Source organism: Halomonas sp. KX33721 (assembly GCF_001596805.1).
GTDB classification, from domain to species: Bacteria; Pseudomonadota; Gammaproteobacteria; order Pseudomonadales; family Halomonadaceae; genus Vreelandella; species Vreelandella aquamarina.
Genome location: NZ_LVIA01000007.1, coordinates 14,000 through 28,892, shown reverse-complemented (window position 1 = coordinate 28,892; position 14,893 = coordinate 14,000). Strand labels below are relative to the sequence as shown.

11 protein-coding genes and 1 pseudogene are annotated in these 14,893 nt (G+C 58.8%); 3 read left to right on the top strand and 9 right to left on the bottom strand.

Annotation, left to right across the window (positions count from 1 at the left end; all coding sequences use genetic code 11):
- Positions 1-68: 68 nt before the first annotated feature.
- The 3 genes and pseudogenes from rpsO (at position 69) to A3220_RS02390 (ending at position 3,901) form a co-directional block, all read left to right on the top strand.
- Positions 69-338, top strand: coding sequence for a 30S ribosomal protein S15 (gene rpsO, locus A3220_RS02400; protein ID WP_009723734.1), 270 nt, complete (start codon positions 69-71; stop codon positions 336-338).
- 136 nt (positions 339-474) lie between these two features.
- Positions 475-2,640 (top strand): polyribonucleotide nucleotidyltransferase, encoded by a 2,166-nt coding sequence (pnp, locus tag A3220_RS02395; protein ID WP_054645008.1) that lies wholly within the window; start codon positions 475-477, stop codon positions 2,638-2,640.
- Between the two features lie 90 nt (positions 2,641-2,730).
- Positions 2,731-3,901: pseudogene (locus A3220_RS02390) on the top strand (MFS transporter).
- A 74-nt stretch (positions 3,902-3,975) separates the two neighbouring features.
- Here A3220_RS02390 and A3220_RS02385 read toward each other — a convergent pair.
- The 9 genes from A3220_RS02385 to A3220_RS17400 all read right to left on the bottom strand — a co-directional run bounded on the left by A3220_RS02385 (position 3,976) and on the right by A3220_RS17400 (position 14,892).
- Entirely contained in the window at positions 3,976-5,154 is a 1,179-nt protein-coding gene (locus tag A3220_RS02385) for an acetyl-CoA C-acetyltransferase (protein ID WP_044629480.1), read from the bottom strand.
- A gap of 212 nt (positions 5,155-5,366) precedes the next feature.
- Positions 5,367-5,747 carry an aspartate 1-decarboxylase gene (panD, locus tag A3220_RS02380; RefSeq protein ID WP_009723730.1) on the bottom strand — a complete coding sequence of 127 codons (381 nt, stop codon included), beginning with the start codon at positions 5,745-5,747 and terminating at the stop codon, positions 5,367-5,369.
- 33 nt (positions 5,748-5,780) lie between these two features.
- On the bottom strand, positions 5,781-6,641 hold the full coding sequence (gene panC, locus A3220_RS02375; protein ID WP_062372896.1) for a pantoate--beta-alanine ligase: 861 nt from the start codon (positions 6,639-6,641) through the stop codon (positions 5,781-5,783).
- Between the two features lie 21 nt (positions 6,642-6,662).
- Positions 6,663-7,454: a 3-methyl-2-oxobutanoate hydroxymethyltransferase gene (gene panB, locus A3220_RS02370; protein WP_062372893.1), complete on the bottom strand. Its 792-nt coding sequence runs from the start codon at positions 7,452-7,454 to the stop codon at positions 6,663-6,665.
- A 154-nt stretch (positions 7,455-7,608) separates the two neighbouring features.
- A complete protein-coding gene (gene folK / locus A3220_RS02365) occupies positions 7,609-8,136 on the bottom strand; it encodes a 2-amino-4-hydroxy-6-hydroxymethyldihydropteridine diphosphokinase (protein ID WP_062372889.1) in 528 nt (175 codons plus the stop codon).
- Positions 8,129-9,517 carry a polynucleotide adenylyltransferase PcnB gene (gene pcnB, locus A3220_RS02360; RefSeq protein WP_058578296.1) on the bottom strand — a complete coding sequence of 463 codons (1,389 nt, stop codon included), beginning with the start codon at positions 9,515-9,517 and terminating at the stop codon, positions 8,129-8,131. Before pcnB ends, folK begins: the two co-directional genes overlap by 8 nt.
- 903 nt (positions 9,518-10,420) lie before the next feature.
- On the bottom strand, positions 10,421-11,803 hold the full coding sequence (locus A3220_RS02355) for a sigma-54 dependent transcriptional regulator (RefSeq protein WP_054645009.1): 1,383 nt from the start codon (positions 11,801-11,803) through the stop codon (positions 10,421-10,423).
- Positions 11,781-14,726: an ATP-binding protein gene (locus A3220_RS02350; protein WP_062372882.1), complete on the bottom strand. Its 2,946-nt coding sequence runs from the start codon at positions 14,724-14,726 to the stop codon at positions 11,781-11,783. Before A3220_RS02350 ends, A3220_RS02355 begins: the two co-directional genes overlap by 23 nt.
- Positions 14,716-14,892, bottom strand: a complete 177-nt coding sequence (locus A3220_RS17400) for a hypothetical protein (RefSeq protein WP_044629487.1) — start codon at positions 14,890-14,892, stop codon at positions 14,716-14,718. The genes A3220_RS02350 and A3220_RS17400 overlap by 11 nt, the downstream gene beginning before the upstream one ends.
- Position 14,893 lies beyond the last annotated feature (1 nt).

Genomic DNA, 14,893 nt, shown 5'->3' with positions numbered 1-14,893 from the left:
GCCTGAGACTGCAAATATGCGTGGTCTCACCCATTCATTTTTAGGCATATTGCTTACTGGAGAGACAGATGGCATTAACCGCTGAGAAAAAGGCCGAGATCGTCAACGAATACGGCCGCGGCGATAACGATACCGGTTCCCCTGAAGTTCAGGTTGCACTGCTGAGCGCCAACATCAACGGCCTGCAGGACCACTTCAAAACCAACAAGCAGGATCACCACTCCCGTCGTGGTCTGATCCGCATGGTAAACCAGCGTCGTAAGCTGCTGGACTACCTGAAGCGTAAAGATTTCGAACGCTATCAGTCTCTGATTCAGCGTCTGGGTCTGCGCCGTTAAGTTCTTAACGGCCATGATCTAAAACGGGCAGCTCCTTGTGGGCTGCCCGTTTTTTGTTTCTGGTAGCCGTACGGCGCGTCAACGCCTAGAATGGTGGCGAGTCAAACGACCCAAGCGAAAAGACAAGTAGCTATTAATGTTAAAGGAAGTAGCCGTGAATCCGGTCAAAAAAACGTTCCAATACGGTCGCAGCACCGTCACCCTCGAAACTGGGCGTATTGCTCGCCAAGCCACTGGTGCCGTGATGGTCACCATGGACGACACCGTCGTCCTGTGTACGGTGGTGGCGAAGAAAGACGTCAACCCAGGCCAGCCCTTCTTTCCGCTCTCGGTACACTACCAAGAGAAAACCTACGCCGTGGGTAAAATCCCCGGTGGCTTCTTTAAGCGTGAAGGTCGCCCGACTGAAAAAGAGACCCTGACCTCGCGTTTGATCGACCGTCCGATCCGTCCGCTGTTTCCCAAAGGGTTTATGAACGAAGTACAGGTGATCTGTACCGTTCTATCCACCGACCGTAATCACGATCCGGACATCGCGGCCATGTTGGGCACCTCTGCGGCGCTGAGCATCTCAGGCGTTCCGTTCAATGGCCCGATTGGCGCTGCTCGCGTTGGTTTCAACGAAGAGCAAGGCTACTTCCTGAATCCCACCGTCGAAGAGCTGACCACCTCCGAGCTGGACATGGTGGTGGCCGGTACCGAAAACGCCGTGCTGATGGTGGAGTCCGAAGCGCAAGAGTTGCTCGAAGACGAAATGCTGGGTGCCGTACTGTTTGGCCACCAGGAGATGCAAGTCGCGATCGACGCCATTAAAGAATTGACTGCCGACGCTGGTAAGCCGCGCTGGGAGTGGCAGGCGCCGGCAGAAAACGTTGCCTTGAAAACGGCCATGGCCGATGCCTTTGAAGCCAAAGTGGGTGAGGCGTACCGCATCACCGATAAAATGCAGCGCCAAGATGCACTCGCAGCGCTGAAAGACGCGGCCGTCGAACAGTTAGCGGCTGCCGAAGGCGAAGAGGAAGCGGAAGGCAAGTTCAGCAAGGATGACGTGAAAGGCGCGTTCGCAGCGCTTGAGAAGCGTGTGGTGCGCTCCCGCGTGGTCAAGGGCGAGCCGCGTATCGATGGCCGCGACAACGTCACCGTGCGTCCGCTGAACATCGAAGTCGGCGTGCTGCCGAAAACTCACGGCTCAGCCATCTTCACCCGTGGTGAGACCCAGGCCATTGCGGTCGCAACACTCGGCACGCTGCGCGATTCGCAGCTCATCGAGTCGCTGGAAGGCGAGCGTAAAGACCGCTTCATGCTGCACTACAACTTCCCTCCCTACTCGGTGGGTGAAGCGGGCTTCATGGGTGGCCCAAAGCGCCGTGAAATCGGCCACGGCCGTTTGGCGCGTCGCGGTGTCCAAGCGATGCTGCCGTCCGAAGAAGAGTTCCCCTACACCATCCGTGTGGTGTCGGAAATCACCGAATCCAATGGCTCTAGCTCCATGGCGTCCGTGTGCGGTTCCTCGCTGGCGTTGATGGATGCGGGCGTTCCGCTGAAAGCCCCGGTGGCGGGTATTGCCATGGGCCTCGTCAAAGACGAAGACGGCTACGCGGTGCTGACCGATATCCTGGGTGACGAAGACCACCTGGGTGACATGGACTTCAAAGTGGCCGGTTCTGAAGAGGGCGTCACTGCCCTGCAGATGGACATCAAGATCGAGGGCATCAACGAAGAGATCATGGAGACTGCGCTGCAACAGGCCCACGATGCGCGCATCGGTATCCTGGCACAGATGAACGCCGTGATCAGCCAGAGCCGTAACGAGGTGTCGGAAAACGCCCCTTCCATGGCGACGATCAAAATCGATCCGGACAAGATTCGCGACGTCATCGGCAAGGGCGGCGCCACCATTCGTAAGATTTGCGAAGACACCGGCGCATCGATCGATCTTGATGACGATGGCACCGTTCGCATCTACGCCGAAGACAAAGCCGCTGCCAAGAAAGCGATCGATACCGTACTGGCGATCACCGCCGAAGCGGAAATCGGCAAGCTGTACAAAGGCAAGGTCGTACGTATCGCCGACTTTGGTGCGTTCGTGAACATCATGCCGGGAACCGATGGCCTGGTGCACATCTCGCAAATCGTCCAGGAGCGCGTCAATAACGTGCGCGACTTCCTGAACGAAGGCGACGATGTCATCGTGAAGGTGTTGGATATCGACAACCGCAACCGCGTGAAGCTCTCGATCAAAGAGATCACCGAAGAAGAGAAAGCAGCGTTTGAAGCTGCCGAGGCGGACGTCGCTAGCTAACGAGTGCTCAGCGTAGGATTTACCGCCCCCCGCAGCCCTTGGCTGTGGGGGCGGTGTCGTTTTGATAGGTCAGGAATGTGAGGACATAGCATGGAGCAGCAGGAATCGCCGCGTTGGTGGGCGGTGGTGGCCGTGATGATCGGCATTTTTTTTGTTGGTGACCGCAGAGCAACTACCCATCGGTTTGCTCTCTCAGGTGGCAGAATCGATGGGCGTGACCCCAGGTATGGCAGGGTTGATGGTGACGGTGCCCGGCGTCGTGGCGGCGTTTTCAGCGCCGCTGCTACCGGTGGCGGTAGGGCGTCTCGATCGCCGTATCATGCTGACGCTGATGATGGCAGTGATGGTGCTTGGCAGCGTGCTCTCCGCCATGGCCAGCAACTTTGCCCTACTGTTGGCGGCGCGAGTGTTGGTGGGGATCAGTATCGGCGGTTTTTGGGCCATTGCGGGCAGTATTGCGCCACGTCTGGTGCCTAGCGATCAGGTGTCGCGGGCCATGACCATCATTTTTGGCGGCGTGGCGGCGGCCTCGGTGCTCGGCGTACCGTTGGGCACGCTGCTGGGTGATATCAGTAACTGGCGCGTGGCCTTTGGTGCCTTGGGGGGCTTGAGTTTGCTCACGGCGTTGGCGCTTTGGCGCTGGCTACCGCCACTGCCGCCCCGCGAGCCAGTAAGGTTACGGATGCTTGCGCAACAGCTAAAGAATCGTGGCGTGCGGGTAGCGGTGCTGACCACGGGCTTTGTGGTGGTTGGCCACTTTGCCGCTTATACCTTTATCAGCCCGATCCTTCAGGAGATTAGCGGTATTGCCCAGCGTCACGTCGGAAGCTTGCTGTTGCTCTACGGGGCGGCGGGGATTTTGGGCAATATCGCGGCGGGTGTCTTTGCTGGGCGACATCCCTACCGTGCGGTGCTGGCGATTCCCAGCCTACTGCTGGTAGTCGTGGCGATCTTCCCGGTGGTAGGCGTAGAGCCGACCAGTGGCGTGCTGCTGTTAATGCTGTGGGGTGCTGTATTTGGCAGCGTATCAGTGAGTATTCAGACATGGATACTACGCACGGCGCCCAATACGGAAGCCGCCACGGCGTTAATGGCGTTCGTGTTCAACATGTCGATTGGCCTGGGGGCCATGGTCGGGGGGCAAGTGGTCGATGGCACCAGCCTACCGGTGGCGATGTGGGTTGCCTCGGGGCTGTTCCTGCTGGGGATGCTATTGGTATGGCGCACACCCTCGCGCATTGTGGGGGAGAAGCGTCGCTAATGGCTTGGCAAGGCCGGCGAAAAAAATGCCCCCGCGTGGCGGGGGCACTCTCTCTACGTTCCGCTTAAGAGGTGTTACGGACGCTCAATCGCCAGCGCAACCCCTTGGCCGCCGCCGATACACAGCGTAGCGAGGCCTTTTTTGGCGTCGCGGGCAATCATCTCGTGGAGCAGTGTCACCAGCACGCGGCAGCCCGACGCACCAATAGGGTGACCTAGCGCGATGGCGCCGCCGTTGACGTTCACCTTCGACGTGTCCCAGCCCAGCTCTTTATTGACCGACAGCGCTTGAGCAGCGAAGGCTTCGTTAGCTTCAACGAGGTCCAGGTCATCCAAGCTCCAGCCCGCTTTTTCTAGGCAGCGACGGGTGGCGGGGGCCGGCCCGATTCCCATGATGGCCGGGTCGACGCCTGCGTTGGAGTAGGCGGCAATGCGGGCTAGGGGCTCCAGGCCAAGCTCTTTGGCTTTTTCCGCCGAGCAGAGCATAACCACGGCCGCGCCGTCGTTCAGCGACGAGGCGTTACCCGCCGTCACGGTGCCGTCTTTCTTGAACGCAGGACGCATCCCGGCCAGCTTGTCTGCCGTGACTTCACGAGGGTTTTCGTCGGTATCGAAGACCACCGGGTCGCCTTTACGCTGCGGCACCTCGACCGGGACAATCTGGCTTTTGAATTTGCCCTCTTTGATGGCGGCAGCAGCTTTTTGCTGGGAAGCGGCGGCAAATTCGTCCATGGCTTCTCGCGTGATACCGTACTTCTCTGCCAGGTTCTCGGCCGTGATGCCCATGTGGTAGTTATTGAACGCATCCCACAAGCCATCGTGCACCATGGAGTCGATAGCCTTCCAGTCGCCCATGCGCTGGCCGTTGCGCGAGTTCGGCAGAATATGGGGAGAGGCGGACATGTTCTCCTGACCACCGGCCAGCACGATCTCAGCATCGCCGCAGCGGATGGCTTGAGTCGCCAGGTGCAGCGCTTTGAGGCCAGAGCCACACACTTTGTTGATCGTCATGGCCGGTACGGTGTCTGGCAGGCCTGCCTTGATGGCTGCTTGGCGCGCCGGGTTTTGGCCAACGCCTGCGGTGAGCACTTGGCCCAGTAGCACTTCATCGATTTGCGCAGGAGCCACCCCAGTGGAAGCCATAATATCTTTAATCACTAGTGCGCCCAGGTCGCTGGCAGGAATACCAGCGAGTGATCCACCAAAGCTACCTACGGCGGTGCGGCGTGCCGCCACAATGACCACGTCTTGCATACGATGACTCCTTGAGTAAGTGTTGCATCGTTCCTATGGCAGATAGACGTCGCTGCCTATCCGTTGTTATTAACATCGTTATTAGCGTGTATTGACAGGCTTGGCTATCAGCATAGGGGAAGGTTGTGCATTGCGGCAATACGCTTTTTTGGCAAATAAAAACAGGCCGATCAACGGCCCGTTAAATAACAACGCATTCTCAGGTGATTAGCTTATGCCAATTGGACCGGAATGGCGTTGCTGGTATGGCTAACGTGGTTGCCTTCTTGGAGGTACACCAGCGCAGGCTGATGGTTTTCAAGTTCGGCTTCTGAGTAGTGGGCGTAGCTGCAAATAATGATGCGGTGCCCTGGCGAGGCCAGATGCGCCGCTGCGCCGTTGATCGAGATCAAACGTGACCCCTCTTCGCCACGAATGGCATAAGTGGTGAAGCGCTCGCCGTTCTCCACGTTATAAATCTGAATCTGTTCATTTTCGCGGATACCGGCCATGTCCAGCAGTTCGCCGTCGATGGCGCACGAGCCTTCGTAATTGAGAACGGCGTGGGTAACGCGGGCCATGTGCAGCTTGGCTTTGAGCATAATGGTATGCATAGAAACTCCTGGGTAAAGAGCTAGCCTGACGGGCTAGTCAGTGGCAGCGCTAGGAAGCTGCACGCTGAGATTGTCGATAAGCCGGGCTGGGCCGAGCTTGGCGGCGGCTAAGAGCACGGCATGGCGCGTGGAGACCGCCACAGGTTTTAGGGTGGCATCCCGCAGCTCAAGATAGTCCGGCGTAAAACCGGCATCATACAGCGCGGTTTTACCCCGTTGTAGTACCTGTTCGGCGGATTCGCCTTGGGCCAGCGCATCACGTAGCTCGCACAGCGTACGGTAGAGCGTGGGCGCTATGGCGCGCTCCTGCTCGCTGAGGTAGCCATTACGTGAGGAGAGCGCCAAGCCATCGTCGGCGCGTACAATCGGTACGCCAATAATCTCGATGGGCATGTGCAGGTCGGCCACCAGCTTACGAATCACCGCGAGCTGCTGGTAATCCTTTTCACCAAAGCAAGCGACATCTGGCTGCACTAGGTTAAACAGCATGCTCACTACGGTGGAGACACCGTCAAAATGCCCAGGGCGTGAGCCACCGCAAAGCCCTTCGCCGACCTCGGGCACGTGAACACGGGTTTGCGCATCCAAGCCGTTGGGGTAAAGGGCGCTCACTGTCGGGGCAAACAGCAGATCACAGCCTGCTTCGGTGAGCTGGCGCTGGTCAGCTTCAAACGTGCGCGGGTAGGCGTCTAAATCTTCGCCAGGGCCAAACTGCATTGGGTTAACAAACAGACTGGAGACGACCACATCTGCATGCTGGCGGGCGGTCGCAATGAGTGCCAAATGCCCAGCGTGCAGGTTGCCCATGGTAGGCACCAGCGCAATGCGCTGGCCCTTTAGGCGATAGTCGCGCAGAGTGGCGCGTAGCTCGTTAATATCTTGCAAAGTGCGCATAGGGGATTCGCTGTCACTCACTTAAAAACAGTGTTCCAGAGCGGGAAACGTGCGGGTTTTGACCGCTTCATGGTACTGCTCAAACGCACCTTGAATAGAGTGTGCGTCCGCCATAAAGTTCTTCACAAAACGCGGTGTGCGGCCATGGGTAACGCCCAGCACGTCGTGCATTACCAGAATCTGGCCGTCGGTATCCGGGCCTGCGCCAATACCGATGACTGGGACATCGAGGGCGTCGGTAACCGCTTTGCCAAGGCTAGCGGGCACGCACTCTAATAGGATGACCGATGCTCCCGCCTCGACCAGCACTTTGGCATCATTAATGATTTTTTCTGCTTGCTCGGCCTCGCGGCCCTGCACTTTATAACCGCCCAACTGGTAAACGGTTTGCGGCGTTAAGCCTAAGTGGGCGCACACTGGTACGCCACGGCGCGTCAGTTCGTGTATGCCGTCGGCCATCCACGCCTCGCCCTCTACCTTCACCAGCTCCGCACCTGCGCGCATGAGTGCCGCGCCATCTTCCAACAGGCGTTCGGTGGTGGCGTTGCTCATAAACGGCAGGTCGACCATTAGCAGGCTGTGGCCTTTGCCACGTGCTGCACAGTGGGTGTGGTAGCAGATGTCGTCGATGGTCACAGGGAGGGTGCTGCTATGGCCTTGCAGAACCATGCCCAGGGAGTCGCCTACCAGTAGGACATCAATACCTGCCGCGCTAGCGGCATGGGCAAAGGAGACATCGTAAGCAGTCAGGCAACTGAACGTTTCACCGGCGCGCTTATACGCCTGCAGAGTGCTCAGGGTGACGGTTTTCATGGCGTGCTCTCATTCAATCTTTATGGGGCCGATGCGGCAGGGGCGTGTGACGCGCCTGCTTTGCTCGGCCATTATTATCGCAGCGTCCCTGCCTGCGCGATGTGGCGTAACCGGCAATTGTTACCTGATTGGGGGCGTGGTGTCGAGATTTGTGTCAGATGGTAGCAGTCGCGGTGACGCCGGTATCATTTAAGTGCCGAATATCGCTCATATTTACAGCTGTTAGCCAGTGATTAAGCGGCTGCTGATGTAGGGTGATGGGGTGCTGAAGCGCTGTGGCCACTTCCACCAGTGGGACTAACACGAAAGCGCGGGCGTGCATCTGCCCATGGGGAACGGTCAAGCGTGGCTGATGAAGCGTGAGTTCGCCGTAGAGCAGCAGGTCTAAATCCAGCGTGCGCGGCCCCCAGTGGCGCAGCTGCCGCCGGCGATGGCGCTGCTCCAGCGCCTGTAGCTGGTCGAGGAGCGCCAGCGGCGACAGGTGGGTCTCGAGGCAGGCGACCGCGTTGATAAAGTCAGGCTGGTCTTGAGGGCCTACGGGGGAAGTGGCGTAGAGTGACGAGCTAGCCACCAGCCGAGACAAGGGCAGGGCAGCTAGCTCTTGAAGCGCCTGCTGCACCTGACCTTTGGGGTTCTCCAAATTGCTACCAAGGCCGATGTAACTGCGAATGGCGTTATTCACTGTTCGCCTTCCGCGGCTTGCGGCGTTTTTTGCGCCGGCGGTCACCTTGGCTGGCAGGGTCGCTGCCGACTTTTTGCAGTAGGCGGAGCTGTTCGTGCTCATCGCCTTTCTGAAATGCCGTCCACCAGTCGCCCAGCCCACGGGGAATTTCACCCGCCTGCTCACGTAGCAACAGGAGGTCATAAGCAGCACGGAAGCGCGGATGCTCTCGGGTTTGGAACGCGCGCTTGCCCCGCCGCATTGGCAGACGTGCCTGAAGCTCCCAAATTTCGCGCATGGGAATCCCAAAACGCTTGGGAATGGAGGTGTGCTGAAGCTGGCGCGATACGACCTGCTGAGCTGCGGTTTGCAGGGCGGGCACGGCAGGCATGCCCTCGCGCTCGAGCTCGGCCTGGCGGTGAACGACCGGCGCCCACAGAAATGCTGCCAGCAAAAACGCGGGCGTGACGGGCCGGTCTTCGGCGATACGCTTATCGGTATTGGCGAGTGCCTGCTCAATGAGCTCTTCTGCCCAAGCGGCATCGGCCATGGCTTCTTCTGATTCCGGGAAGAGCATGCCAAACAGATTGTAATGGCTGAGCAGGCGGAAAGTGATTAATCCGTGGCCCGCCATAAACAGCTTGAGCACTTCATCAAACAGGCGCGCAGGCGGAATTTGCAGCAGCAGCGGCGCCAAGTCGTACATCGGAGCTTCGGTGGCGGGCTCGATCGTGAAGTCGAGCTTGGCTGCAAAGCGAACCGCGCGTAGCATCCGTACCGGGTCTTCACGGTAGCGGGTCGCAGGGTCGCCGATCAGCCGCAGCGTGCGCGACTCAATATCCCGCACGCCGTTGGCAAAGTCGTGAATGGTGAAGTCGGCAATGTTGTAGTAGAGCGCATTGACCGTGAAGTCGCGGCGCAGTGCGTCCTCTTCGATATTGCCCCATACGTTGTCCCGCAGCAGCAAGCCATCGTCCGATTGGTGAGCGATATGGTCGCCGTGCTCGTCCTGGGGTTTGCCGCGGAACGTCGTTACCTCGATGACTTCGCGGCCAAAGCGTACATGCACGATTCGAAAGCGGCGGCCAATCAGGCGTGAGTTGCGAAATAGGTCGCGCACCTGCTCGGGCGTTGCGTTGGTGGCAACATCGAAATCTTTCGGCATTTTGCCCAGCAGCGCGTCGCGAATGCAGCCACCGACAAGATAGGCATCGAAACCAGCCCCATTGAGGCGGTATAGCACCTTGAGCGCGGCTTCACTGATTTGCTGACGAGAGACGGGATGCTCGGAGCGCGGAATAATACGAGGACTGAGCGCATCAGAGGCGCTCTCAGGGGAATCGAGCAGGGATTTCAAGTGCTCTCCCGGGCTATGTAATAAACGGGTAAATCCTTTAAACATGCGGCGATATCGACTCGCAGTGTATCGAAAACAGTTTCGAAAAACGTGACCGTATGGAGGACGGTAAAGGGTTGAGTGTATCCGACCCCCTGGGGCTTGCAAAGAGCGGTTTGCAATGAGCCGTCGGGCCTGACGTCAATGCCACCCGTAAACGCGGAAAGGGGAGGCTACGTGAGCCTCCCCTATAAAGCAGACAATCAGCATCCATGCTGCTGTTTTTATTCATGATGGCACATCGCCCTGAATACGCACCGCAGTCGGCAGGCGTAAAGAACCACTCTGATTCCGACCGCCTCGTATTCAAAACAATAATCCAACCGCGAACTTTTCTCTCCCGGCGAGTTGTTATTGGCTCCGGGGGTGTACACCTATGCTGCTATTGTTGTTGTTGTTGTTTGGGTGCAGACCTTGTGTACGTCGCGTCCTTATTTGGGCACTTGCTGTGTATTGTTATTGTTTGCTGCGCGTTTGCTTGGCTCCGCTAGGTAACCCTGTGCTGCGCGTGCAAGTCATGAGACTCAAGCCTGTTGTTCTTGTTCGTGCCGTTATCTCTACCTGGCCTTGTTGTTTTTGTTTTGGCTCAGGTCGGGGCGGTGTCATGTTGTTTTTGTTAGCGACTAACCGCGCTGCCCAGTTTGTTCTTCTTACCCAGTAATATTGCACTCGCCGTGCCACTCATTTGATACGTTATGTATTTCAATGGTTTGGCGATTTTTAGGTAGGCCAGGGAACTAATTGGAAGGGAAAGTGTTACCCGTTTTTGACCCTATTTTTCGCTTCGTTGTGTGGGAAGGTAACAGTGTCTGGGTAACGATATTTTGAGTATTTCTTATGAAAATCAATCTATTAGACGTTAGTCTTATGGTCAGAGGATAGCCCCTGCAAAAACAGCCAATCGGTACGCTAATTCTGGCGGCGGGCAGTTTTTTTCCGCGGAATGCCCAGTCGCTGGCGACGTTCCCATAAGTTTTTACGGCTAATACCTAGTTTCTGGGCCAGCTCGGTTTCGCTCATTTGGTCCTGGTGTTCCAGCACAAAATGCTGGAAGTAATCTTCGAGGGAAAGGTCGTCTTCGTCAGCCGTCGTGGCGTCGTCATTTGTGGAAGCCCCAGGGCTAACGGCAGGTGGGTGAGGTCGGTTAGTCGCCGGGCCAAGTCCCAAATCATCGGGGTGAATCAAATGCCCTTCGGCGAGAATAACTCCGCGCTCCAGAGCATTTTCAAGCTCGCGCACGTTACCGGGCCAGGGGTAGTCGCGTAGATCCTGACGAGCCGCTCTAGAGAGCCGCAGCCCGGGGCGCTCGTGGCGCTTGCAGGCCTTTTCCAGCAGGATGTCGGCGATTTTAAGTACGTCATCTTCGCGCTCGCGTAGCGGTGGCAGGGCAATCTGCATCACGTTCAGCCGGTAGTACAAATCAAGCCGGAACTCGCCGCTTTTGGAAAGCGCGCGCAGGTCACGGTGAGTGGCGGCAATCAGGCGAACGTCCACATGGCGGGTTTCCACGGAGCCAATTTTGCGGATTTCGCCCTCTTGCAGTACCCGCAGCAATCGCGCCTGGGCGTCCAGGGGCAGCTCGCCAATTTCATCGAGAAAAAGCGTGCCGCCGTCGGCGGCTTCGACCAAGCCGGTGCGCGCCGCGCTGGCACCGGTAAACGCTCCTTTCTCGTGACCAAACAGCTCGGATTCAATCAGCGTTTCGGGGATCGCCGCGCAGTTCACGCAAATCAGCGGCGCTTTGGCGCGCTTGCTTTGTTGATGAATGGCGCGGGCGACCAGCTCCTTACCGGTGCCGGACTCGCCCTGGATCAGCACGGTGACATCGGCAGGCGCGGTTTTGCGAATGCGCGTGTAAACCTCCTGCATGGCGGTGCAGTCGCCAATCATGGTTTGACGGCCGCCGCCTCCGTCGGTGATATCAGGCGGCGTGCCCTGCTGCATCGACTGCTTATGCAGAATGCGTTCAACCGTTTCCAATAGCTCGGTGTGGTCGAAGGGCTTGGCAACATAATCAACGGCGCCCTGCTTGAGCGCATCCACCGCCGAACGCATGCTGGCGTAGCTGGTCATGATCAATACCGGGGCGGGGGCCGCTAGCTCAATGAGCGTCGTGCCCGGCTCCCCCGGCAGGCGCAGGTCGCTGATGATGAGGTCAAAGTCGCTGAGCGGCTGCGTGCGGGCCTCTTCGGTGCTGGCCGCTTCGCTGACGCTGTAGTGATGACGTTCCAGTAAGCGCTTTAGCGCGCTGCGAATAATCGCTTCATCTTCAACAATCAGTATCCTGGGCATGGGGCAAGTGATCATCCTGTTGGTAAAGCGGTAGCCATAGCGTAATGGCCGTGCCGCGAGGCTTTCCGGGAGGTGGTGAAGCGACCTCTATTTTGCCTTGGTGCTCATTGATAATTTGATACGCCAACGATAACCCAAGTCCGGTGCCTTCACCCGCCGGTTTGGTGGTGGTGAACGGTTCGAACAGGCGGTGTTTAACGCTGGGATCAATCCCATGGCCGTCGTCGACAACGCGCCACCAAGCGTGGCTGGCCTGGGTGCCTGCCTCAATACGTACCGTACCCTGTGGCTGGCAGGCGTCCTTGGCGTTGCTCAGTAAATTTACCATGACTTGGGTCAGGCGCTGTGCATCACCGCGCACCACAATGTCACTTGGGCAGGCGTTGGTAAAGGTGACATCCTCGCCTGAGCGGGCTAAATGGATCAAGTGCAGCGCATCTTCGCTGACCGTTTTCAGCGATGCTGGCGCGGCGGGAAGCGGTAGCGCGGGGCGTCCGCCATGGGCAAATCCCACCAGGGAGTTGACGATTTTAGTCACCCGCTGAGTGAGCTGCTGAATTTGGTCGGCGGTTTCCAGCAGCGCCGGGTCTTCGGTGTCGTAGCGCAGGTTTTGCGCCAGCGATGAGATGCCGGTAATCGGGTTGCCAATCTCGTGGGCTACACCAGCGGCGAGCTGGCCAATGGAGGCGAGCCGCGCGGCGTGCACTAGCTCCTCTTCCAGCCATTTCATCTCGGTGTGATCCTCTACCAGAATGACGCTGCCGCCACGACTATCGTGGCCGCTGAGCACCGCTTTGTGCAGCGTCAAAAAGTAGTCTTTGCCGTGCAGCGTGACCGCCTGTTTGTACAGCGGCGTCTGGCTGGCATTCAGCACGCTGCCTAGCAGCGTGGGCCAGGGCGGGGGCAGGCTGTCGCGTCGGGAGCCGATCACGCTTTCGCCGCTGATGCCAGAGAGCTGGGAGAGCGCTTGGTTCCACATCAGCAGCTCATCGTCGTCGCCCAACACGCACAGCCCTACCGGCAGATAGGCCAGGGTTTGACGGTGGTGGCGGCGCAGTCCGTCGAGTTCTCTGGCAAGCCCGGTGAGGCGCGAGCGGTAGGCTTCTAAGCGGCTCTCTACAAAGTGAATATCATCGGTGACGGGAGCATCGTCGTGGCGATAGGGCAGGTATCTATCCACGATATCCCGCGCCACCGACGGCCCCATGAGCCCTGATAAGTTGGCCTGAATACGGTCGCGTAAACGGCGCAGCGCATAGGGACGGCGCTCTTGCGGGGTCAGGTTGAGCGCTTTTAAGGCGCGATCCACCTCGCGACTGGCGGCTTCATCACCAAGTGCCTGAGCTAAGTGGGCGGGGAAGTCGCCCGCCGTGGCGGCTTCCAGCGGTAGGCGTTTTGAGCGGATGACCGCATCCACCGAGCAGGCTTCTGCCGCCGAACGCTCGCCCTCTGAGATGCGCGTAAACAGCGACACCACGATCAGCAGGACGATATTCACCGCTAGCGAAATCAGCGTGGCGTTGTACCACGCGGGGGCATCGGCGGGCATCAGCAGAGTGAACGGGAGCGCGGGCATGGTGATGTCGAATAGCAACGGCAGCCACAGCCCCCATAGCCAGACGCCAATACCACCGATAAGGCCAGCAATCATGCCTTTGCGGTTCGCGCCGGGCCAGTAAAGTAGCGCCAGCAGCCCCGGTAGGCACTGGGCCATGCCCACAAAGGCAGCCAGCCCAAGGCTAGTGAGAGAGTGGTAACGCCCGACGCTTTCAGCAAATAGCCAACCGCCGAAGATTACGGCCCCTACCAGCGCACGGCGCAGCCACAGCAGCCAACCGTAGAGGTCGCTACGCGCCTCTGGCGGGCGGGCGACCAGCACGATGTGGTTCAACACCATGCCGGAGAGTGCGAGCGCGATCATCATCATGGTACCGCTGGCGGCCGCTAGGCCGCCGATAAACGCCAGTGCGCCGACCCACCAGTGCTCGGTCATCAGATACGCCGCGTAAGCGGCGAGCGGCACGCTCTCGTTGGCCGACTGCGCCGCCCATAAGATCAGCGGCACCGGTAGCGCCATCAGTAGCAAAAAGAGCGGCAAGGTCCAGCTCGCCTGCAGCAAGGTATGGCGAGAGAGGCTTTCGGCAAAGGTGATCTGAAATAGGTGCGGCATCATAAAGGCCGCCGCGAAAAACAGCAGCAGAAGCGTGCGCCACTGGGGGGCTTCTAGCTGTGGGGTGGCGCTCTGGAGTGCCGCGCCCGGGCCTTCCAGCCAGCGCTGTAAATCTTGAGGGCCGTCAAACACCCACCATAAGGCAATGGCACCGAGCCCGAGCATGGCCAGCAGTTTGATCACCGATTCGAAGGCGATGACGCTCAGCAGTGTATCGTGGCGGTGCCGATGGCTGTGGCGTGCGCCAAACAGCACGGCGCAGCCTGCAATGACCGCGCAAAACAGCAGCGCTACCGCTGAGCTGTAGCGGCTGCCGGTTAGCAGTTGCACGGCGTCGCTCAAGGTGTGTACTTGAATGCCCAGCAGCGGTAGTACGGCAATCAGACTAAGCAGCGTGACAAGCGTTCCCGCCCAGCGGGAGCGGTAGCGAAAGGCGAACAGATCCGCCAACGAAGAGAGCTGGTAAGTGCGGGTAATGCGCTGAATCGGTACCAGCAGCACAGGGGCGAGTAAGAAAGCTCCCGCTGGCCCTAGGTAGTAAGCGAGGTAGCCAAACCCGGCATTCGCGGCTAATTCGATGCTGCCATAAATTGCCCAGGCGCTGGCGTATACGCCGAGCGCTAGGGTATACACCATCGGGTGGCGAGTAATGCGTACTGGCACCCAGCCCCGCTCGACGGCCATGCCGCAGCCAAACAGCAGCCCCAGGTAGCTAAGCCCCAGTAATACAACGCCTATCAGCTCAGCGTTCATCTAACTTCCTCTTCTGCTCAAGCCATAGCGTCAGGGCAATCAGGACGCCCCAAATCGCAAAAGGGCGGTACCAGGCCACGCTCGGGTCGCCCCAGCCATCCATAAACAGCGGTGATAGCAGGTAGCCGCCAAACACAAGAAATAGCATGATGCGGTAGATGTACATC